Below are 18,279 nucleotides of genomic sequence, written 5' to 3' on the forward strand. Positions count from 1 at the left end.
CCCTCTTGACGAACCTCGTACGGCACCATAGGTTCCCGGAACATTCGAAGTGTGTTACGAAACATTCGAATCCTTCGGGACCGGTTTCCTCCGGGACACCTCCGGGACAGGAGTTTCATGACCACCGCCCCCTGGCGTGACAGCGCTCTGCCCGCCGCCGCCCGAGTCGACGACCTCCTCGCCCGGATGACCCTGGAGGAGAAGACCGCCCAGCTGTACGGGGTGTGGGTCGGCGCCGCGACGGACGGCGAGGGAGTCGCCCCGCACCAGCACGACATGACCGCCGAGGCCGCCGAGCGGGACTGGGCCGAGCTGATCACCCGGGGGCTCGGCCAGCTGACCCGCTCCTTCGGCACCGCCCCCGTGGACCCGGCGGTCGGCGCCCGCGCCCTGGCCGGGGCGCAGCGGCAGATCGCCGGGGCGAGCCGCTTCGGCATCCCGGCGGTGGCGCACGAGGAGTGCCTCGCCGGGTTCACCGCCTGGCGGGCCACGGCCTACCCGGTCCCGCTGGCCTGGGGGGCCTCCTTCGACCCGCCGCTGGTGGAGGAGATGGCCCGGCGCATCGGGCGGGACATGCGCTCGGTCGGCGTGCACCAGGGGCTGGCGCCCGTGCTCGACGTCGTCCGCGACCCGCGGTGGGGGCGGGTCGAGGAGACGATCGGCGAGGACCCGTACCTGGTCGGCACGGTCGGCACGGCGTACGTGCGGGGCCTTGAGTCGGCGGGGATCGTCGCCACGCTCAAGCACTTCGCCGGGTACGCCTCCTCGGCGGGTGCGCGCAACCTCGCCCCCGTGCGGGCGGGCGCGCGCGAGTTCGCCGACGTGACGCTGCCGCCGTTCGAGATGGCGCTGCGCGAGGGCGGGGCGCGTTCGGTGATGGCCGCGTACACGGAACGGGACGGCGTCCCCGCCTCCGCCGACCCGGAGCTGCTGACCGGGCTGCTGCGCGAGGAGTGGGGCTTCACCGGGACGGTGGTCGCCGACTACTTCGGCATCGGCTTCCTCCAGACCCTGCACCGGGTGGCGGGCACGCCGGCGGAGGCGGCCCGGCTGGCGCTGGAGGCCGGGGTCGACGTCGAGCTGCCCACGGTGAAGTACTACGGCGACGCGCTGGTGGCGGCCGTGCGGGAGGGGCTGGTCCCGGAGCACCTGGTCGACCGGGCGGCCCGCCGGGTGCTGGTGCAGAAGTGCGAACTCGGGCTCCTCGACGAGGACTGGCGGCCGGAGGGGGCGGCGGAGCAGGCGACGGCCGAGGAAGCGGTTGGGGAGACGGCCGGGGCCGAACGGTCCCGTATCCGGCTCGACTCGGGGGCCAACCGCGCGCTCGCCCGTCGGCTGGCCGAGGAGTCCGTGGTGCTGCTCGACAACCCCGACGGGCTGCTCCCCCTGGCCCCCGGCACCCGGATCGCGGTGGTGGGCCCGAGAGCGGCGGACCCGCTCGCCATGCTCGGTTGCTACTCCTTCCCCTCCCATGTCCTCACCCACCACCCCGGCGTGGAGACCGGCATCGGGATCCCGACGGTGCTGGAGTCGCTGCGCGCCGAACTGCCCGATGCCAAGGTGACGTTCGCGGAGGGGTGCCCGGTGTCGGAGCCGGACCGGTCCGGGTTCGACGAGGCGGTGGCCCGGGCGGCCGAGGCCGACGTCTGCGTGGCGGTCCTCGGCGACCGGGCGGGCCTGTTCGGGCGGGGCACCTCGGGCGAGGGCTGCGATGTGGCGGACCTTCGGCTGCCGGGCGTGCAGGGCGAGTTGCTCGACGCGCTGACGGCGACGGGCGTCCCGGTGGTGCTGGTCCTGCTGACCGGCCGCCCCTATGCGCTCGGCCGCTGGCACGGCCGGCTGGGCGCGGTCGTCCAGGCCTTCTTCCCCGGCGAGGAGGGGGGACCGGCGGTCGCGGGAGCCCTGTCGGGCCGGGTGAACCCCTCGGGCCGCCTCCCGGTGAGCGTGCCGCGTGTCCCCGGCGGCCAGCCGTGGACCTACCTCCAGCCGCCGCTGGGCCTGGCCGGGGAGGTCAGCAACCTGGACCCTACCCCGCTGTACGCCTTCGGGCACGGCCGCTCGTACACGACGTTCGCCTGGGAGGACGTCACGGGCGGCCCCGACGCCGAGATCTCCACCGACGGCTCCTACGACCTCTGCGTCACCGTCCGCAACACCGGCGACCGTGCCGGCGCGGAGGTCGTCCAGCTGTATCTGCACGACCCGGTGGCGAGCGTGACCCGCCCCGACGTGCGCCTGGTCGGCTACCAGCGCCTGGAACTGGGCCCGGGTGAGGCCGGCCGGGTCACCTTCCGCTTCCACACCGACCTGTCGGCGTTCACCGACCGCGAGGGCCGGCGCGTGGTGGAGCCCGGCGCGCTGGAACTCCGGTTGTCCTCCTCCAGCGCCGACCACCGCCACACGGCGTCGCTGCGGCTGACGGGCCCGGTGCGCGAGGTGGGGACGGACCGTCGGCTGCGCTGCGAGACGGAGGTGTCAGCGGGCTGAGGGACGCCGCACGGGCGATCCTCCCCGCACGGGCTCACGCCTGGTCGGTCACCGACTCGAAGCGCCAGCGGTGCACCGACCGGGTCGTCAACCCGTCTTCCGGCTCGGGCAGTTCGGGGAGTTCGGCGTCGTACGCGGCGTCCCACCAGGTGACGACGAGGACCCGGTCCTGGGGGGCGCGGAAGGTCTCGCGGCGCAGGGGGACGCCGTCGAGCCGCTGGGCGCGGGCCCAGGCCAGCAGTTCCTCGCCGCGTCCCGCCGCCGCCCGGGCCTCCCACATCAGCGCGACCGTCATGCCCCAGCCCTCATGAGTACAGGTTGTCCTTGCTGACCTCGTGCACATGATCGTGCCCGTGGTCGTCGCCGTGCGGGTGGCCCGGAACGTGCGGGTCGGTCACCGGGAGGGAGGAGTCCGCGGACAGGTCCCAGCCGGACGCGGCCCGCCCCCGGGCGACCATCTCCGCGCCGAGCGCGGCCACCATCGCGCCGTTGTCCGTGCACAGCTTGGGACGCGGGACCCGCAGCCGGATGCCGGCGGCCTCGCAGCGCTCCTGGGCGAGGGCGCGCAGCCGGGAGTTGGCCGCGACGCCGCCGCCGATCATCAGGTGGTCGACGCCCTCGTCCTTGCAGGCCCGTACGGCCTTGCGGGTGAGGACGTCGACGACCGCCTCCTGGAAGGAGGCCGCCACGTCACGCACCGGGACCTCCTCGCCGGCCGCCCGCTTGGCCTCGATCCAGCGGGCCACCGCGGTCTTCAGACCGGAGAAGGAGAAGTCGTAGGCGGGGTCGCGGGGGCCGGTCAGGCCGCGCGGGAAGGCGATCGCCCGCGGGTCGCCCTCGCGTGCGTAGCGGTCGATGACCGGGCCGCCGGGGAAGCCGAGGTCCAGCACCCGGGCGATCTTGTCGAAGGCCTCGCCGGCCGCGTCGTCGATCGTCGCGCCCATCGGACGGACGTCGGAGGTGATGTCGGAGGACAGGAGCAGCGAGGAGTGACCGCCGGACACCAGCAGCGCCATCGTCGGCTCGGGCAGCGGGCCGTGCTCCAGCTGGTCCACGCAGATGTGCGAGGCGAGGTGGTTCACGCCGTACAGCGGCTTGCCGAGCGCGTAGGCGTACGCCTTCGCCGCCGAGACGCCGACCAGCAGCGCGCCCGCGAGGCCGGGGCCGGCGGTGACGGCGATGCCGTCCAGGTCCTTCGCCGAGACGCCCGCCTCCTTCAGCGCGCGGTCGACGGTGGGGATCATCGCCTCCAGATGGGCCCGGGAGGCGACCTCGGGGACCACCCCGCCGAAGCGGGCGTGCTCGTCGACGCTGGAGGCGATGGCGTCCGCCAGCAGCGTGGTGCCGCGCACGACGCCGACGCCGGTCTCGTCGCAGGAGGTCTCGATGCCCAGGACGAGCGGTTCGTCAGCCATTGATCTCGGTTCCTTGTACGCCGTTCAGGGAGGTGGAGGGGTCGGTCAGGCGCATCACCAGGGCGTCCACGTTGCCCGGCTGGTAGTAGCCGCGCCGGAAGCCGATGGCCTCGAAGCCGAAACGCTCGTACAGCTTCTGCGCGCGGACGTTGTCGACCCGGCACTCCAGCATGACCTCGCTGCAGTCGAAGTCGGTCGCCGCGCGCAGCAGTTCGGTGAGCAGACGGGCGCCGAGCCCCGTGCCCCAGCGCTCGCGGGCGACGGCGATGGTCTGGATGTCTGCGCCCGTCGCGGAGCCGTCCTCGCCCCCGCCCTCGGACGCGGTGCCGGCGACGGCCAGACCGGCGTACCCGACGATGCGGTCGCCGTCGGTGGCCACGACGTAGCGCCGGGTCGCGCCGGGGCCGCGGGCGTGGGCCAGGTCGGACCAGAACATGCCCCGCGACCAGGCGTCCTCGGGGAAGAGGTCCTTCTCCAGTTCCAGCACGGGTTCGATGTCCCACCAGCGCATCTCGCGCAGCGCGGGCAGGGCGGTCTCGGAGGCGGCGGGCTCGGTCACTTCGGGGTGACCACCTTGTAGTTCTTGGGCACCTGGGCGTCGGGCCGGCGCAGGTACAGCGGGCGGGGCTCGGGGAGTTCCTCGCCGGCGGCGAGCCGCTCGGCGGCCAGGCTCGCGAGCGCCGCGGCCGTGACGTGCTCCGGCGCGTGGACGTCGGGGAAGGTGTCGGGGTAGAGCAGCGCGCCCGCGCCGACGGCGGGCAGCCCGGCCACCTGGTCGGCGATGTCGGCGGGCCGGTCCACGGCCGGGCCGCCGACGCGGGTGCGGGAGTCGGTGTAGCGGGCCCAGTAGACCTCCTTGCGCCGGGCGTCGGTCGCCACGACGAAGGGGACGGGCAGGTCGGCGGCGTAGGCGAGGCCGTCGAGCGTGCACAGCCCGTGCACGGGGACGCCGAGCGCGAGACCGAAGGTGTCGGCGGTCATCAGACCGACGCGCAGCCCGGTGTAGGGGCCGGGTCCGACGCCTACGACGATCCCGGTGACGGCGTCGAGCCGGAGCCCCGCCTCGGCGAGCAGACGGTCGACGGCCGGCAGCAGCAGCTCACCGTGCCGGCGCGCGTCCACCTGACTGGAGGAGGCGACGACGTCCGCGCCGTCGTGCAGCGCGACGGTGACGGCGGGGGTGGCGGTATCCAGAGCGAGCAAGAGCACACAAACAGCCTACGGCTCCCCGGCGAGCGTGCGTGCCGCGCACGGGCACACCGGCCGCGGCCGCGACGGCTGCTAACGTCACGGCCGGGCACATTCCGGGGCGAATACGAGCAATGCGACCAATACGACCGAAGCGACGAAGAGGTGGATGCCGGTGGCCGGGAGCAGCGCGACGATCGTGGCCGGGCTGACCGCGGCGGCGCTGACGACCGTCGGGTTCCTCGCCCTGCGGGCGTCGGCGACCGCGCCGGCCGAGCCGCGTGCGCAGGCCGCGGCGGCGAAGGCGGCCCCCGGGCGAACGCGTTCCCTCGCGCTGCCGGCCTCCTCCGGCGTGGGCGAGCGGGTCGTGTACGCGCTGGACGACGACCGGGTGTGGCTGGTGGGCCCCGACGGCCGGGTCGAGCGGACGTTCGCGGTCGCCCCCGGCACCGTCGACCCGGTGCCGGGCTCGTACGCCGTCACCTCCCGCTCCAGCACGGCCACGGGGACCGACGGCGTGCCGGTCGAGCACGTCGTGCGCTTCACCGACGTCGGCGATGTGGTCATCGGCTTCAGCGCGACGACGGACGGTTCGATGCCGGTGCCCGACCCGGAGACCCGGACGGGCGGGATCCGCGAGACGCCGGCGGACGGCGAGGCGATGTGGCGGTTCGCGACGATCGGCCAGCGGATCGTCGTGGTCCGTTAGCCGGGGGCCCCGGGAGAGCCTCCGGGCTGATCGTATGAAGGTTCCGACAAGACGTCGGCAAGATGTTGCGTTCGGCGTCCCGGACGTGGTGACATGGTGGCCAGCCCCTGGTTAGGTGAACCTAACCAGGTCCGCCCCCGGCCCGCAGGAGGCGTCCGTGCCCGCCACCGAGTCCCAGGCCCAGCCTCCGCGACCGTTCACGCTCGCCGGGGTGTCCATGCGCGAACTGCTCGCGTCCTGCGCCGCCGCCGAGGCGGTGTCCCGCCCGCCGCGCGTCCCGGAGCCCGAGGCGGCCCCGAGGCAGCGGCGGACCGAACACCGCGAGGCCGCCTGACCGGCGGCCCCGAGGCGGGTACTAGGCCGCCAGGGCGCTGAGGTCGGCCGACGCCCATCGTTCGCCGAGGCCCGTGACGGTGACGTGGCGCACCTCGTCCGTCGTGTCGCCGACGGCCCGGTGGATGCGCACCTGGAGCCGCTCCTCGGTCAGTTCCTCGACCTTGCCCTCGCCCCACTCGACGACGACGACGGACTCGGGCAGCGACACGTCGAGGTCCAGGTCCTCCATCTCGTCCAGCCCGCCGCCCAGGCGGTACGCGTCGACGTGGACGAGCGGCGGACCGTCCCCGAGGGACGGGTGGACCCGGGCGATCACGAACGTCGGCGAGGTGACCGCGCCCCGGACGCCGAGCCCCTCGCCGAGCCCGCGGGTCAGCGTGGTCTTGCCCGCGCCGAGCTCCCCGCTGAGCATCACGAGATCGCCTGCGCGCAGCAGCTTGGCCAGGCGGCGGCCCAACTCCCGCATCAGATCGGGGGAGTTGACGATGATCTCCAGAGAAACCGGATCAGCCGGGTCGTACGGTGCTGCTGGTGCTTCCATAGCCCCCCACCGTAGCCCCTGCCGGCACGGCGCCCGCGCGGGTCAGCAGGTCGGCGAGGCGGTCGGTGACCACCTCCGGGTGCTCCAGCATCACCAGGTGCCCGGCGTCCGGCACGAGGACCAGCTCGGCGTCGGGCAGCAGGTCGGCGATCGCCTCGCTGTGCTCGCTGGGCGTGACCAGGTCCCCGATGCCGGCCAGCACCAGCACCGGCATGCCGGTGAAGCAGGCCAGCGCCTCGGTCTTGTCGTGATCGGTGAAGGCCGGGTAGAACTCGGCGACCACGTCGATCGGCGTGCCCTCGATCATCCGCTCCGCGAACCGGGCGATCGCCGGGTCGACGTCCCTGGAGGCGAACGAGTACCGCTTGATGACCCCGGCGAACAGATCCGCGGTGGCCCGCCGCCCCTTCTCCACCAGCGCCGCCTGCTGTCCCAGCGCCTTCAGCACACCGGGCAGCACCCGCCGCACCGCGTTGACGCCGGCGACCGGCAGTCCGAAGTTGACCTCGCCGAGCCGCCCCGACGACGTGCCGACGAAGGCGGTGGCGACGACCCGCTCCCGGATCAGCTCGGGGTACTGCGCGGCGAGCGCCATGACGGTCATGCCGCCCATCGAGTGCCCGACCAGGACTATCGGCCCCTCGGGCGCGGCCGCGTCGATGACGGCCTTCAGATCGCGCCCCAACTGGTCGATGCTGACGGGCGCCTCCCCCCGGACCTGGCCGGCGCCGCGCGCGGACCGGCCGTGGCTGCGCTGGTCCCAGTGCACGGTCCGTATGACACCCCGCAGGGCCGCCCGCTGGAAGTGCCAGGAGTCCTGGGTCAGGCAGTAGCCGTGGCTGAAGACGACGGTGACGGGCAGCGGCGCCTTGCGGCCGAAGAGCCGGCGGCGGCGGGGCGCCGGTCCGCCCTCCGGCTCCACGTCGTCGACCTCGTAGTACAGCTCGGTGCCGTCGTCGGAGAACGCCTTGCCCGGTGTGCCGCGCAGCGCGCCGTAGGGGCCTGCCGCGTCGAGGGCCAGCCGGGCCTTGGCGCGCATCCCGCGCCCCACGGTCATCCGCTCCAGCGCGACCCCGGCCGCCGCGCCGGCGGCGATCACGCCTATCGCCGCGCCGGCGACGCCGGTCGCCCGGCGCCAGCCTCCGGCCACCCCCGTGGCGGAGACGGCGGCGACGGCCGCCGAGGCGGCGTCCGCCACTGCCTCCGCACTGCTCTCGCTCACGTACCGCTCCTCTTCGCCTGTTCCCGGGTGGTGCCACATGACCGGTCGTGCAGTGCCGTGCCGCTGACGCCCGTGGTGCGGCGGGCGGCCGTCGTGCCGCGAGCGCCGGTCGGGTGATCCTCATACCCGGCGGCACGGCGGGCAGTGCCGCGACCGGCGCTCACCCGTCCCCGTGTGCGCCCGCGGGTCCGGGGCCCTCGCCCACATAGACGCGCGGAACGCGCGCTCCGATGCGCGTGACGATCTCGTATCCGATGGTGCCGGCGGCCTGCGCCCAGTCCTCCGCCGTCGGCTCGCCGCGGTCGCCGGGCCCGAACAGGACCGCCTCGGCGCCCGCCTCCGGCTCGTCGCCCCCGAGGTCCACGACGAACTGGTCCATCGCGATCCGCCCCGCCGCCGTACGCCACTTGCCGCCGATCAGCACCGGGCCGGAAGCGGAGGCGTGCCGCGGGACGCCGTCGGCGTAGCCGAGGGGGACCAGGCCGAGGGTGGTCTCGCCGGGGGTCTTGTAGTGGTGGCCGTAGCTCACGCCGTGCCCGCCCGGCACGTGCTTGACCAGGGCCAGCGACGCCAGGAGCGTCATCGCCGGGCGCAGCCCGAGGTCGGCGGAGGAGCCCAGCTCGGGGCTGGGCGAGACGCCGTACATCGCGATGCCGGGGCGGACGAGGTCGTAGTGGCTCTCCGGGAGGGTGAGCGTCGCCGGGGAGTTGGCGATGTGCCGCACCTCGGGCCGCAGGCCGCGCGTCTCGGCGTACGTCACCATCTCGCGGAACACAGTGAGTTGGGCGGCGATGGACGGGTGCCCGGGCTCGTCGGCGCAGGCGAGGTGCGACCACAGGCCGGTGACCCGGACCAGGCCCTCCGCCTCGGCGCGCAGCGCCTCGTCGACCAGGCCGGGCCAGTCGGCGGGCTGGCAGCCGTTGCGTCCGAGGCCGGTGTCGGCCTTGAGCTGCACCCGCGCGGGCCGTCCGGCGAGGCGGGCGCCCTCCTCCGCCTCCCGCAGCGCCCACAGCGCGCTCACGGAGACGTCGAGGCCGGCCTCGACGGCCGCCCGCCAGGGGCCGCCCGGCGTCCACAGCCAGCACATGATCCGGACGTCGTCCGGCAGCCCGCCCTCCGCGCGCAGCGCGAGCGCCTCCTCCGGCGTGGCGGTGCCTATCCAGGTGGCGCCCGCCTCGACGGCCGCGCGGGCGCAGGGGGCCGCGCCGTGGCCGTACCCGTCGGCCTTCACGACGGCCATGAACGCCGCCCCGGGCGCCTTGGCGCGCAGGGTCCGCACGTTGGCCCGCACGGCGCCCAGATCGATCTCGGCGCGGGCGCGCTGCGGGTTGGCGGTCGGCAGTGCAGTCTCACTCATCGCGCCCAGTGTCTCAGAGCCCTCGGACACCCCCGGAGCGGACACGGTCAACGGCCTCGGGGGCGGCGGCCACAGCTCTTTCCGGACGTCTCTTCCCACCAGGCCGCCCGCCCCGCCCGCGCGACACCCGTCCACCGGGCCTGACGGCCTCGGCCGGGACCTCGGTGGGCCAAGGCCGCTCCGGGCGCCGCCCGCCGGCCGGGCGGAGCGGGCCGCGTTCAGGAGCCTCAGCCGCGCATCACGTCCCGCCAGGCCTGCCGTACCGCATCGGCCACGTCTCCCGCGGACACCGGCGCCCCCTCCGCCGCGAACCGGCCCGCGAGGCCGTGCAGGTACGCGCCCGCGCCGGCCGCGTCCACCGTGCTCAGGCCGGCCGCCAGCAGCGACCCCGCCAGCCCGGACAGCACGTCACCGCTCCCGGCGGTGGCCAGCCAGCCCGTGCCCGTGGCGTTCACCCGGACCGCTCCCCCGTCCGCCGCGGCGACCAGCGTGGTCGAACCCTTCAGCAGCACCGTCGCCCCGTACCGGGCGGCCAGCTCCCGTACCGCCGCGAGGCGCCCCGACTCGACCTCCTCGCGCGACACCCCGAGCAGCGCCGCCGCCTCCCCCGCGTGCGGGGTCATCAGGGTGGGCGCGGAACGGCCCCGCACCGCCTCGGCGTCGGCCAGCCGCAGCCCGTCCGCGTCCACGAGCACCGGCACCTCGGCGGCCAGCACCTCCGCCACCACGCCGGCGTCGTCCCCGGCGCCCGGGCCGACGACCCACGCCTGCACCCGCCCGGCCCGGCGCGGCCCCTGGTCGGAGACGAGCGTCTCGGGGAACCGCGTGAGCACGGCGTCGCCCGCGGGACCGACGTACCGGACGGCGCCCGCGCCGCCCCGCAGCGCGCCGGCGACCGCCAGCACGGCGGCCCCGGGATAGCGCGCGGACCCGGCCGCGATCCCGACCACGCCCCGCCGGTACTTGTCGCTCTCGGCCGCCGGAGCCGGCAGCAGCCGGGCCACGTCGGCGTGCTGCAACGCCTCCAGTTCGGGCCGGTCGGGCAGCTTCAGACCGATGTCGACCAGCCGCACGGACCCGGCGTGCTCCCGCGCCGGATCGATCAGCAGCGCGGGCTTGTGCGTCCCGAAGGTCACCGTGAGGTCGGCCCGCACCGCCGCGCCCGGCACCTCGCCCGTGTCGGCGTCGACCCCGCTCGGCAGGTCGACGGCGACGACGACGGCCCGGGACCGCGCGGCGAGCGCGGCCAGGTCCACGGCGTCGCCGCGCAGCCCGCCGCGTCCACCGATGCCGACGATGCCGTCGAGCACGAGGTCGGCCCGCCGGACCGCCTCGTCCGCCCCGTCCCCCGAGGTGAGCGTGCGGCCCCCGGCGCGCCGCAGGGCGACGAGCCCGCCGGCGTGCGTGCGCTCCGGCGCGAGCAGCACGGCGGTCACCCCCGCCCCGCGCCGGGCCAGCCGGGCCCCGGCGTACAGGGCGTCACCTCCGTTGTCCCCGCTGCCGACCAGCAGCACGACCCGGCTCCCGTACACCCGCCCCAGTACGTCGGCGCAGGCGGCGGCGAGACCGGCGGCGGCCCGCTGCATCAGCGCGCCCTCCGGAAGCCGTGCCATCGCCTCCCGCTCGGCGGCCCTGACGGTGTCCACACAGTAGGCAGTACGCATGCACCCCAGTCTCACACCGCGGCCCCCGCCCCGGCCTCAGCCCCCCACCGGCCCACCGGTGGCAGGCGTACGCACCGCCTCACCCCTCGGCGATCACCACGGCCGAAGCCACGCCCGCGTCATGACTCAACGACACATGCCAGCCCCGCACCCCCAGTTCCGCCGCCCGCGCGGCGACGCTGCCCCGCACCCGCAGCCGGGGCTGCCCGCTGTCCTCGACGTACACCTCCGCGTCGGTCCACAGCAGCCCCGCCGGCGCTCCCAGCGCCTTGGCGAGGGCCTCCTTCGCGGCGAACCGCGCCGCCAGCGAGGCGATCCCCCGCCGCTCCCCGCTGGGCAACAGCAGCTCACTTTCGAGGAAAAGCCGTTGGGCCAGCGCGGGCGTCCGCTCCAGCGACGCCGCGAACCGCTCGATCTCGGCAACGTCGATGCCGACCCCGATGATGCTCATGCCGAGCACCCTACGGCGGAGTTCCTCCACCACCGGTCGGCCGCGTGGCTGTCACCCCCTGCTGCTAGCCTGCGCGTCTTCTCACACTGATCACATCAGTCACACGAACCACACGGTGGAGGAATGAGCAGCACCCCCCACGGCGCCCCCACGGACCCGTCCGGGCCGACCTTCGACCCGTACGACAACATGCCCGAGCTCATCCCGCTGCGCACGGCCGCGCAGTCCGGCGACTGGCCGTCCGTCCGCGCCTACATCGCACGGCTGGACTCCATCAACAGGGTCAACTCGGCCGTCAGCCTGGTCGCGGACGTCCCCGGGGTCGAGAACATGCTCGAGCGAGCCGTCCGGGAGCAGCCCGGGGACCCGCTGCCCCGCACCCTGCTCGCCCAACGCTATGTGTACATCGGCTGGGACATCCGCAGCGCCGCCCGCGCCGAGCACGTCTCGCGGGACCAGTTCGACCAGTTCCACTCCTGGCTGCGCCGGGCCGAGCAGCTGCTGATCGAGGTGTGCGCGGAGCAGCCGTCGTACACCCCCGCCTGGAACGCCCGCCTGACCACCGCGCGCGGCCTGGAACTGGGGCAGTCCGAGGTCCGCCGGCGCTACGACCGGCTGTCCGCGCACCACCCGCACGACTACCACGCCCAGACGAGCCTGCTCCAGCAGCTCTGCCCCAAGTGGGGCGGCTCCTGGGAGGCCGCGCACCGCTTCGCCCAGGAGTGCGCCAAGGCCGCGCCCGACGGCTACGCCAACGCCGCCCTCGTCGCCGACGCCCACATCGAGCACTGGCTGGAGCTCGGCGGCTCGGAGGGCGCGGCGTACCTGCGGGGCGTCCCGGTCCACGACGACCTGCGCTTCGCCGCCCACGCCTCCGTGCTGCACCCCGACCACCGGGCCGACTGGAACTCCATCGGCGCGCACAGCACGTTCGCGTTCGCCTTCTCCCTCGGCGGCCATTTCGAGGACGCGGCCCCGCACTTCGCCTTCCTCGGCAACCGCGCCTCGAAGCACCCGTGGGACTACATGAACGACCCGAAGGCGTCCTTCCGCAAGTTCCGCAAGTCCGCGCTGGAGTCCCGAGGAGGCGGATACCGGTGACCACCGACCTGCACGAGGCCGCCGACGGCCTGGCCGCCCTCGACGGGCTGATCTCCCACACCGCCGTCCAGGGCATCCCCACCCTCTACGCCCCGGCCCCCGGCGGCAACGAGATCACCGCCGGGCTCTTCTTCCGCGTGGGCCGCGCCGACGAGACCCTGGCCACCGCCGGCATCACCCACCTCGTCGAGCACCTCGCCCTGTACCGGCTCGGCCTGTCCGACCTGCACTACAACGGGGCGACGGCGAACGCGTACACCCTCTTCCACGTCACCGGCAGCGAGGCGGAGGTCGTCTCCTACCTCAACAGCGTGTGCGCGGGACTGCGCGAGCTGCCGATGGACCGGCTGGAGACCGAGAAGGAGATCCTGCGCACCGAGGCCGCGGGCCGCGGCGGCGGCTCCCAGCTCCCGCTGTGGCGTTACGGCGCCCAGAGCTACGGCCTGTCCAGCTACAACGAGCTCGGCACCTGGAGCCTGACCCCCGACCAGGTGCGGCACTGGGCGCACACCCGCTTCACCCGGGACAACGCGGTGCTGTGGATCACCAGCGACCGCGTGCCCGACGGCCTGGACCTCACCCTGCCCGCCGGAGTCCGCCTCCCCGCGCCGGCGCCCACCAGCGCGCTGCCCGTCACCCCGGCGTTCATCCGCGGGGACGACGGCCACGTCGCGTTCTCCGCGGTGCTGCCCCGCTCCACGGCGGCCTCCGTCTTCGCCGACGTCCTCGGCCGGGCCCTCTTCCAGGACCTGCGCCAGGAGGGCGGCTACTCGTACTCCGCCGAGGCCGACTACTCCCCCCGCGACGCCGGCTTCGCCACCCTCACCGCGTACGCCGACGCCCTCCCGCAGAAGCAGGACGCGGTGATCGGCGGTTTCATCGACACCCTCGCGCGGCTGCGCGCCGGCCGGATCGAGCAGTCCGAGCTGGACTCGGCGCGCGCCAAGACCCTCAAGCTGTACGACGTCCCGGACTTCGGCGCCGTCTCGCTGCCGTCGTACGCGCTGAGCCTGCTGCTCGGGCACCGCATCCTCTCCCCCGAGCAGCACAAGGCCGAGCTGCACGCGGTCACCCTCGCCGACCTGCACGACGTCGCCCGCCAGGCCTGGGACAACGGGCTGCTCCAGACGCCCGGGCGCGGCGTCGACTGGGCCGGCTTCAGCCCCGCGCCCCAGTACTCCACGACCACCGTCACCGGCACCCGTCACCAGTCCCTGGAGGACGACCAGGTCACCCTGATCATCGGTACGGAGGGCGTCAGCCTCACGACGCCGCGGGGCCCGGTGACCGTCCGCTACGACGCCTGCGCGGCGATGACCACCCGCCCCGACGGCGCCCGCGCCCTCACCGGGCACGACGGGTTCTCCGTCTCCGTCGAGCCGACCCTCTTCCGGGGGATCACCCCGGAGCGCATCGCGACGGTGGACGCGGGGGTGCCGCCGCAGGCGGTCGTGCACATGCCGTCGCGCACCCCCGACCGCATCCCCCAGCCCTCGGCGCGGTCCGGCGGCACGCGGGGCGGTGCCGGCGGGCGCGCGACGTGGCCGTGGACGGCCGCACTGTGGACGGTGGGATCGCTCGCCGGGATCTGGTCGCTGCTGTGCGCCCTGATCACCGTGGTCGAGGGAGCCGACGTGACCCCGGAGTGGGACGTCGTCGCCATGGTCTGGATCATGGCGGTCCCGCTGCTTCTGACCACCTGGCAGCTGAGGAAGGCCCGAAACCAGCGGAGGTCGTGAGCGGGGGCGCCCAGTGAGGTGGGGGCGCGGGTGGTCCGGCGGCTGCGGGTCCGTCCGGGCTGACCGCGCAGTTCCCCGCGCCCCGGGATCGCCCGGAGGCGATCCACGGGCGCGGGGAACTGCGCGAACGGCCACGACGCGCCCCGGTACTCGCGCAGGACCCCCGGCCCCCCACTTCGTCAGGCGCCCGTGCCTACTCCACCGTCACCGACTTCGCCAGGTTTCGGGGCTGGTCCACCTGGTTGCCTCGGGCCGTCGCCAGCTCGCAGGCGAACACCTGCATCGGCACCGTCGCCACCAGCGGCTGCAGCAGCGTCGGCGTGGCGGGGATCCGCACAAGGTGGTCGGCGTACGGCACGACCGCCTCGTCCCCCTCCTCCGCGATCACGATCGTCCGCGCGCCCCGCGCCCGGATCTCCTGGATGTTGGACACGATCTTGTCGTGCAGCACGGACCGCCCCCGGGGCGACGGCACGACCACGACGACCGGCATGTCCTCCTCGACCAGCGCGATCGGCCCGTGCTTGAGCTCACCGGCCGCGAACCCCTCGGCGTGCATGTAGGCCAGTTCCTTCAGCTTCAGCGCGCCCTCCAGGGCCACCGGATAGCCGACGTGCCGCCCCAGGAACAGCACGGTGTCCTTGCCGGCGAGCGACCGCGCCAGCTCCCGCACCGGCTCCATGGTCTCCAGCACCCGCTCGACCTCACCGGGGATCCGCGCGAGGTCGCGCACCACGGCCCGGATCTCGTCGGCCCACTGGGTGCCCCGCACCTGGCCGAGATACAGCGCCACCAGATAGCAGGCCACCAGCTGCGTCAGGAACGCCTTCGTCGAGGCGACCGCCACCTCGGGACCTGCGTGCGTGTACAGCACGGCGTCCGACTCACGGGGGATCGTCGAGCCGTTGGTGTTGCAGACGGCCAGCACCCTGGCCCCCTGCTCACGGGCGTGCCGCAGCGCCATCAGCGTGTCCATGGTCTCGCCGGACTGCGAGATCGCGATCACCAGCGTCTGCCGGTCCAGGATCGGGTCGCGGTAGCGGAACTCGCTCGCCAGCTCCACCTCGCACGGGATCCGCGTCCAGTGCTCGATGGCGTACTTGGCGATCAGCCCGGCGTGGAAGGCCGTACCGCAGGCGACCACGACGACCTTGTCGACCTCGCGCAGCACCCCCACGGGGATACGCACCTCGTCGAGCGTCAGCGAACCGGACGCGTCGACGCGCCCCAGCAGCGTGTCGGCGACCGCCTTGGGCTGCTCGGCGATCTCCTTGAGCATGAAGTAGTCGTACCCGCCCTTCTCCGCGGCGGACGCGTCCCAGTCGACGTGGTACGACCTGACCTCCGCCGGACGGCCGTCGAAGCCGGTCACCGTCACCGCGTCCCGGCGCAGCTCCACCACCTGGTCCTGGCCCAGCTCGATCGCCGAGCGCGTGTGGGAGATGAACGCGGCGACGTCCGAGGCGAGGAAGGCCTCGCCGTCCCCGACGCCCACCACCAGCGGTGAGTTGCGCCGCGCGCCCACGACCAGGTCCGGTTCGTCGGCGTGCACCGCGACCAGCGTGAACGCCCCCTCCAGCCGCCGGCACACCAGCCGCATCGCCTCGGCGAGGTCCGCGCAGGAGGAGAACTCCTCGGCGAGCAGATGGGCCACGACCTCGGTGTCGGTCTCGGAGACCAGGTCGTGCCCCCGCTCGGCCAGCTCGGTCCGCAGCGCGGCGAAGTTCTCGATGATCCCGTTGTGCACGACGGCGACCCGCCCGGCGTTGTCCAGGTGCGGATGCGCGTTGGCGTCCGTCGGCCCGCCGTGCGTGGCCCACCGGGTGTGGCCGATCCCCGTCGTCCCGGTCGGCAGCGGCCGCTCGTCGAGCTCCTTCTCCAGATTGACCAGCTTGCCCGCCTTCTTGGCGGCGGCGATCCCCCCGTCCGCCGGCACGGCGACGCCCGCCGAGTCGTATCCCCGGTATTCCAGCCGCCTCAGCCCGGCCGTCACGACCTCCAGGGCCGACTGCGATCCCACGTATCCCACGATTCCGCACATGAGCCGCAGCGTACGGCGAAACCCCGCCCGAAAAGAGGCTGACCGTGCCCGATTTCGGAAATCCCCGCCCCGTTTCCCACACCTGACGCAGTCACAGACCGTTCTCAGCCATCACTCGGACGCTCCCTTGTCGTACCGAACACCCGTTCATACACTGGCTCGGCACTGAGCGGATCTTGACCACATCCGCCTCGTGCACACCGGTCAGCGACCGGGGGAACCACGTCGCTACGGGGAGGACCATCCATGTCGCAGCACCTGCGAGCCGGTCTCACGCCTGCCTCCGTGCGGGGCCGCCGGACGACCGACGCGGCCCAGACGCTCGTTCCCCGGCACCGCCTGAGCTCTTCGGGCGGGCATTCCCGCGCCGGAGCGATCCGGCGTTCACCTCAGAGCACTTCCTCCAGCAGGACGTCATGTCCTTCCGCACACAGGGGGCGCCTCGCCGTGCCCCGGGAGAGAGGAACCATGTTCAAGTCCACCTTCAGCCGTCTGGCCCTGGCCGGCGCCGGAGCCGCCGCCATGATGGTCACCCTGGCGCCCTCCGCCCAGGCCGCCTCCGACAAGACCATCACGCTCCCCCAGGGCCGTGGCTACATGAAGTTCATCGACGACGGAGACGTCTTCCAGGTCTGTGACACCAAGGCCGACGGTCACGGCGTCACCGGCACCCTGTGGGTCCGCAACGTCGGCGGTGTGACGTCGGTGGCGACGACCGTCGACGACGGCGGCAACTCCGGCTGCGACAAGAAGGGCTACAACATCGGCCAGCTGGCCAGCTACCGGATGGAGCTCTGTTGGAACGGCGGCGGTGGCTGCGTGTTCTCCGAATGGTTCAACGAGTGAACCGCTGAGCCGGCCGACGCGGTAGCACCGTGACGTACGCCGGCGTCCGAGTCCCCGTCACCGGGACGCGGACGCCGGCGCCGCCCTCCGCCACACCCGGCGGAGCCTCACCGGCCCGGCCGGGCCTGCGTGACGGACCCCACCCGCCATCGGGTTCAAACTCCGTTAACAATGGAGCGTGATCTCTCCGGTCTCCCCGATGCCCCGGAGCGCCCACCGGCACAGGCCGGAGGCGACTCCTTACGTCGACCTCACCCGCTGTGAGTGGAGCGCGCTGCGCGACAAGACGCCGCTGCCGCTCACCGCCGACGAGGTCGAGAGACTGCGCGGCCTCGGCGACGTCATCGACCTCGACGAGGTCCGTGACATCTACCTCCCGCTCTCCCGTCTCCTCAACCTCTACGTGGGCGCCACCGACGGTCTGCGCGGCGCGCTCAACACCTTCCTGGGCGAGCAGGGCTCCCAGGCCGGCACCCCCTTCGTCATAGGCGTCGCCGGCTCGGTCGCCGTGGGCAAGTCGACCGTCGCCCGGCTCCTGCAGGCCCTGCTGTCCCGCTGGCCCGAGCACCCCCGCGTCGAACTGGTCACCACCGACGGCTTCCTGCTCCCCACCAGGGAACTGCAGTCCCGCGGCCTGATGTCGCGGAAAGGTTTCCCCGAGTCCTACGACCGCCGCGCCCTCACCCGCTTCGTCGCCGACATCAAGGCCGGCAAGGACGAGGTCACGGCCCCCGTGTACTCCCACCTCATCTACGACATCGTCCCCGACCGGCGGCTCACCGTCCGCCGCCCGGACATCCTGATCGTCGAGGGACTGAACGTCCTGCAGCCCGCGCTGCCCGGCAAGGACGGCCGCACCCGCGTCGGCCTCGCCGACTACTTCGACTTCAGCGTGTACGTCGACGCCCGCGTCGAGGACATCGAGCGCTGGTACCTCAACCGCTTCCGCAAGCTGCGCGCCACCGCCTTCCAGGACCCGTCCTCGTACTTCCGCAAGTACACCCAGGTGTCCGAGGAGGAGGCCCTCGACTACGCCCGCACGATGTGGCGCACCGTCAACAAGCCCAACCTGACGGAGAACATCGCCCCCACCCGCGGCCGCGCCACACTGGTCGTGCGCAAGGGCCCGGACCACAAGGTGCAGCGGCTGAGCCTGCGCAAACTGTGATGCGCTAGAAAGAC

17 protein-coding genes are annotated in these 18,279 nt (G+C 73.9%); 7 read left to right on the forward strand and 10 right to left on the reverse strand.

Annotated elements, in window-relative coordinates; translation table 11 throughout:
* The first annotated feature begins 117 nt into the window (after positions 1 to 117).
* On the forward strand, positions 118 to 2,487 hold the full coding sequence (locus tag ACIOC0_RS27925) for a glycoside hydrolase family 3 N-terminal domain-containing protein (protein ID WP_402158497.1): 2,370 nt from the start codon (positions 118 to 120) through the stop codon (positions 2,485 to 2,487).
* A 34-nt stretch (positions 2,488 to 2,521) separates the two neighbouring features.
* Here ACIOC0_RS27925 and ACIOC0_RS27930 read toward each other — a convergent pair whose 3' ends face one another.
* From ACIOC0_RS27930 to tsaB, 4 genes are read right to left on the reverse strand one after another with little or no spacing between them, the layout of a single operon-like run.
* Positions 2,522 to 2,782, reverse strand: coding sequence for a hypothetical protein (locus ACIOC0_RS27930; protein WP_402158500.1), 261 nt, complete (start codon positions 2,780 to 2,782; stop codon positions 2,522 to 2,524).
* A 10-nt stretch (positions 2,783 to 2,792) separates the two neighbouring features.
* Positions 2,793 to 3,902: a tRNA (adenosine(37)-N6)-threonylcarbamoyltransferase complex transferase subunit TsaD gene (gene tsaD, locus ACIOC0_RS27935; protein WP_402158502.1), complete on the reverse strand. Its 1,110-nt coding sequence runs from the start codon at positions 3,900 to 3,902 to the stop codon at positions 2,793 to 2,795.
* A complete protein-coding gene (gene rimI / locus ACIOC0_RS27940) occupies positions 3,895 to 4,413 on the reverse strand; it encodes a ribosomal protein S18-alanine N-acetyltransferase (protein WP_402158721.1) in 519 nt (172 codons plus the stop codon). Before rimI ends, tsaD begins: the two co-directional genes overlap by 8 nt.
* 44 nt (positions 4,414 to 4,457) lie before the next feature.
* A complete protein-coding gene (gene tsaB, locus ACIOC0_RS27945) occupies positions 4,458 to 5,111 on the reverse strand; it encodes a tRNA (adenosine(37)-N6)-threonylcarbamoyltransferase complex dimerization subunit type 1 TsaB (protein ID WP_402158505.1) in 654 nt (217 codons plus the stop codon).
* Positions 5,112 to 5,265: 154 nt separating this feature from the next.
* On the opposite strand from tsaB, the gene ACIOC0_RS27950 reads away from it, so the two are divergent.
* Both ACIOC0_RS27950 and ACIOC0_RS27955 read left to right on the forward strand, forming a co-directional pair.
* Positions 5,266 to 5,799 carry a hypothetical protein gene (locus tag ACIOC0_RS27950; protein WP_402158507.1) on the forward strand — a complete coding sequence of 178 codons (534 nt, stop codon included), beginning with the start codon at positions 5,266 to 5,268 and terminating at the stop codon, positions 5,797 to 5,799.
* 157 nt (positions 5,800 to 5,956) lie between these two features.
* Positions 5,957 to 6,133 carry a hypothetical protein gene (locus ACIOC0_RS27955; protein ID WP_402158510.1) on the forward strand — a complete coding sequence of 59 codons (177 nt, stop codon included), beginning with the start codon at positions 5,957 to 5,959 and terminating at the stop codon, positions 6,131 to 6,133.
* 21 nt (positions 6,134 to 6,154) lie between these two features.
* Here the strand turns inward: ACIOC0_RS27955 and tsaE are convergent, their stop codons facing one another.
* From tsaE to ACIOC0_RS27980, 5 genes are all read right to left on the reverse strand, one after another.
* A complete protein-coding gene (gene tsaE / locus ACIOC0_RS27960; RefSeq protein WP_351095420.1) occupies positions 6,155 to 6,676 on the reverse strand; it encodes a tRNA (adenosine(37)-N6)-threonylcarbamoyltransferase complex ATPase subunit type 1 TsaE in 522 nt (173 codons plus the stop codon).
* Positions 6,642 to 7,898, reverse strand: coding sequence for an alpha/beta fold hydrolase (locus ACIOC0_RS27965; RefSeq protein WP_402158511.1), 1,257 nt, complete (start codon positions 7,896 to 7,898; stop codon positions 6,642 to 6,644). Before ACIOC0_RS27965 ends, tsaE begins: the two co-directional genes overlap by 35 nt.
* Before the next feature lie 160 nt (positions 7,899 to 8,058).
* On the reverse strand, positions 8,059 to 9,255 hold the full coding sequence (gene alr / locus ACIOC0_RS27970; RefSeq protein ID WP_402158514.1) for an alanine racemase: 1,197 nt from the start codon (positions 9,253 to 9,255) through the stop codon (positions 8,059 to 8,061).
* A gap of 227 nt (positions 9,256 to 9,482) precedes the next feature.
* Complete coding sequence (locus ACIOC0_RS27975) at positions 9,483 to 10,919, reverse strand: NAD(P)H-hydrate dehydratase (RefSeq protein ID WP_402158517.1); 1,437 nt, start codon at positions 10,917 to 10,919, stop codon at positions 9,483 to 9,485.
* Positions 10,920 to 10,998: 79 nt separating this feature from the next.
* The gene (locus ACIOC0_RS27980) at positions 10,999 to 11,370 is read right to left on the reverse strand and encodes a holo-ACP synthase (protein WP_130441099.1); all 372 of its coding nucleotides are present in this window, start codon (positions 11,368 to 11,370) and stop codon (positions 10,999 to 11,001) included.
* A 123-nt stretch (positions 11,371 to 11,493) separates the two neighbouring features.
* Here ACIOC0_RS27980 and ACIOC0_RS27985 point away from each other — a divergent pair, with 123 nt between their 5' ends.
* Both ACIOC0_RS27985 and ACIOC0_RS27990 read left to right on the forward strand, forming a co-directional pair.
* The gene (locus tag ACIOC0_RS27985; protein ID WP_402158519.1) at positions 11,494 to 12,471 is read left to right on the forward strand and encodes a hypothetical protein; all 978 of its coding nucleotides are present in this window, start codon (positions 11,494 to 11,496) and stop codon (positions 12,469 to 12,471) included.
* Entirely contained in the window at positions 12,468 to 14,210 is a 1,743-nt protein-coding gene (locus ACIOC0_RS27990; RefSeq protein WP_402158521.1) for a M16 family metallopeptidase, read from the forward strand. Before ACIOC0_RS27985 ends, ACIOC0_RS27990 begins: the two co-directional genes overlap by 4 nt.
* A 193-nt stretch (positions 14,211 to 14,403) precedes the next feature.
* Here ACIOC0_RS27990 and glmS read toward each other — a convergent pair whose 3' ends face one another.
* Positions 14,404 to 16,251, reverse strand: a complete 1,848-nt coding sequence (glmS, locus tag ACIOC0_RS27995) for a glutamine--fructose-6-phosphate transaminase (isomerizing) (RefSeq protein WP_402158523.1) — start codon at positions 16,249 to 16,251, stop codon at positions 14,404 to 14,406.
* Positions 16,252 to 16,719: 468 nt separating this feature from the next.
* Between glmS and ACIOC0_RS28000 the strand changes: the two genes are divergently transcribed.
* On the forward strand, positions 16,720 to 17,097 hold the full coding sequence (locus ACIOC0_RS28000) for a hypothetical protein (RefSeq protein WP_402158525.1): 378 nt from the start codon (positions 16,720 to 16,722) through the stop codon (positions 17,095 to 17,097).
* Positions 17,098 to 17,296: 199 nt separating this feature from the next.
* A complete protein-coding gene (gene coaA, locus ACIOC0_RS28005; RefSeq protein WP_165430423.1) occupies positions 17,297 to 18,265 on the forward strand; it encodes a type I pantothenate kinase in 969 nt (322 codons plus the stop codon).
* Positions 18,266 to 18,279: the final 14 nt, after the last annotated feature.

It is taken from the genome of Streptomyces sp. NPDC088254 (genome assembly GCF_044740925.1).
Taxonomy (GTDB): domain Bacteria; phylum Actinomycetota; class Actinomycetes; order Streptomycetales; family Streptomycetaceae; genus Streptomyces.

Coding starts and splice junctions, on each gene's coding strand:
- ACIOC0_RS27925 (WP_402158497.1), top strand. CDS start 118: ATGACCACCGCCCCCTGGCGTGACAGCGCTCTGCCCGCCGCCGCCCGA.
- ACIOC0_RS27930 (WP_402158500.1), bottom strand. CDS start 2,782: ATGACGGTCGCGCTGATGTGGGAGGCCCGGGCGGCGGCGGGACGCGGC.
- tsaD (WP_402158502.1), bottom strand. CDS start 3,902: ATGGCTGACGAACCGCTCGTCCTGGGCATCGAGACCTCCTGCGACGAG.
- rimI (WP_402158721.1), bottom strand. CDS start 4,413: ATGCGCTGGTGGGACATCGAACCCGTGCTGGAACTGGAGAAGGACCTC.
- tsaE (WP_351095420.1), bottom strand. CDS start 6,676: ATGGAAGCACCAGCAGCACCGTACGACCCGGCTGATCCGGTTTCTCTG.
- alr (WP_402158514.1), bottom strand. CDS start 9,255: ATGAGTGAGACTGCACTGCCGACCGCCAACCCGCAGCGCGCCCGCGCC.
- ACIOC0_RS27975 (WP_402158517.1), bottom strand. CDS start 10,919: ATGCGTACTGCCTACTGTGTGGACACCGTCAGGGCCGCCGAGCGGGAG.
- ACIOC0_RS27980 (WP_130441099.1), bottom strand. CDS start 11,370: ATGAGCATCATCGGGGTCGGCATCGACGTTGCCGAGATCGAGCGGTTC.
- ACIOC0_RS27985 (WP_402158519.1), top strand. CDS start 11,494: ATGAGCAGCACCCCCCACGGCGCCCCCACGGACCCGTCCGGGCCGACC.
- glmS (WP_402158523.1), bottom strand. CDS start 16,251: ATGTGCGGAATCGTGGGATACGTGGGATCGCAGTCGGCCCTGGAGGTC.
- ACIOC0_RS28000 (WP_402158525.1), top strand. CDS start 16,720: ATGTTCAAGTCCACCTTCAGCCGTCTGGCCCTGGCCGGCGCCGGAGCC.
- coaA (WP_165430423.1), top strand. CDS start 17,297: ATGCCCCGGAGCGCCCACCGGCACAGGCCGGAGGCGACTCCTTACGTC.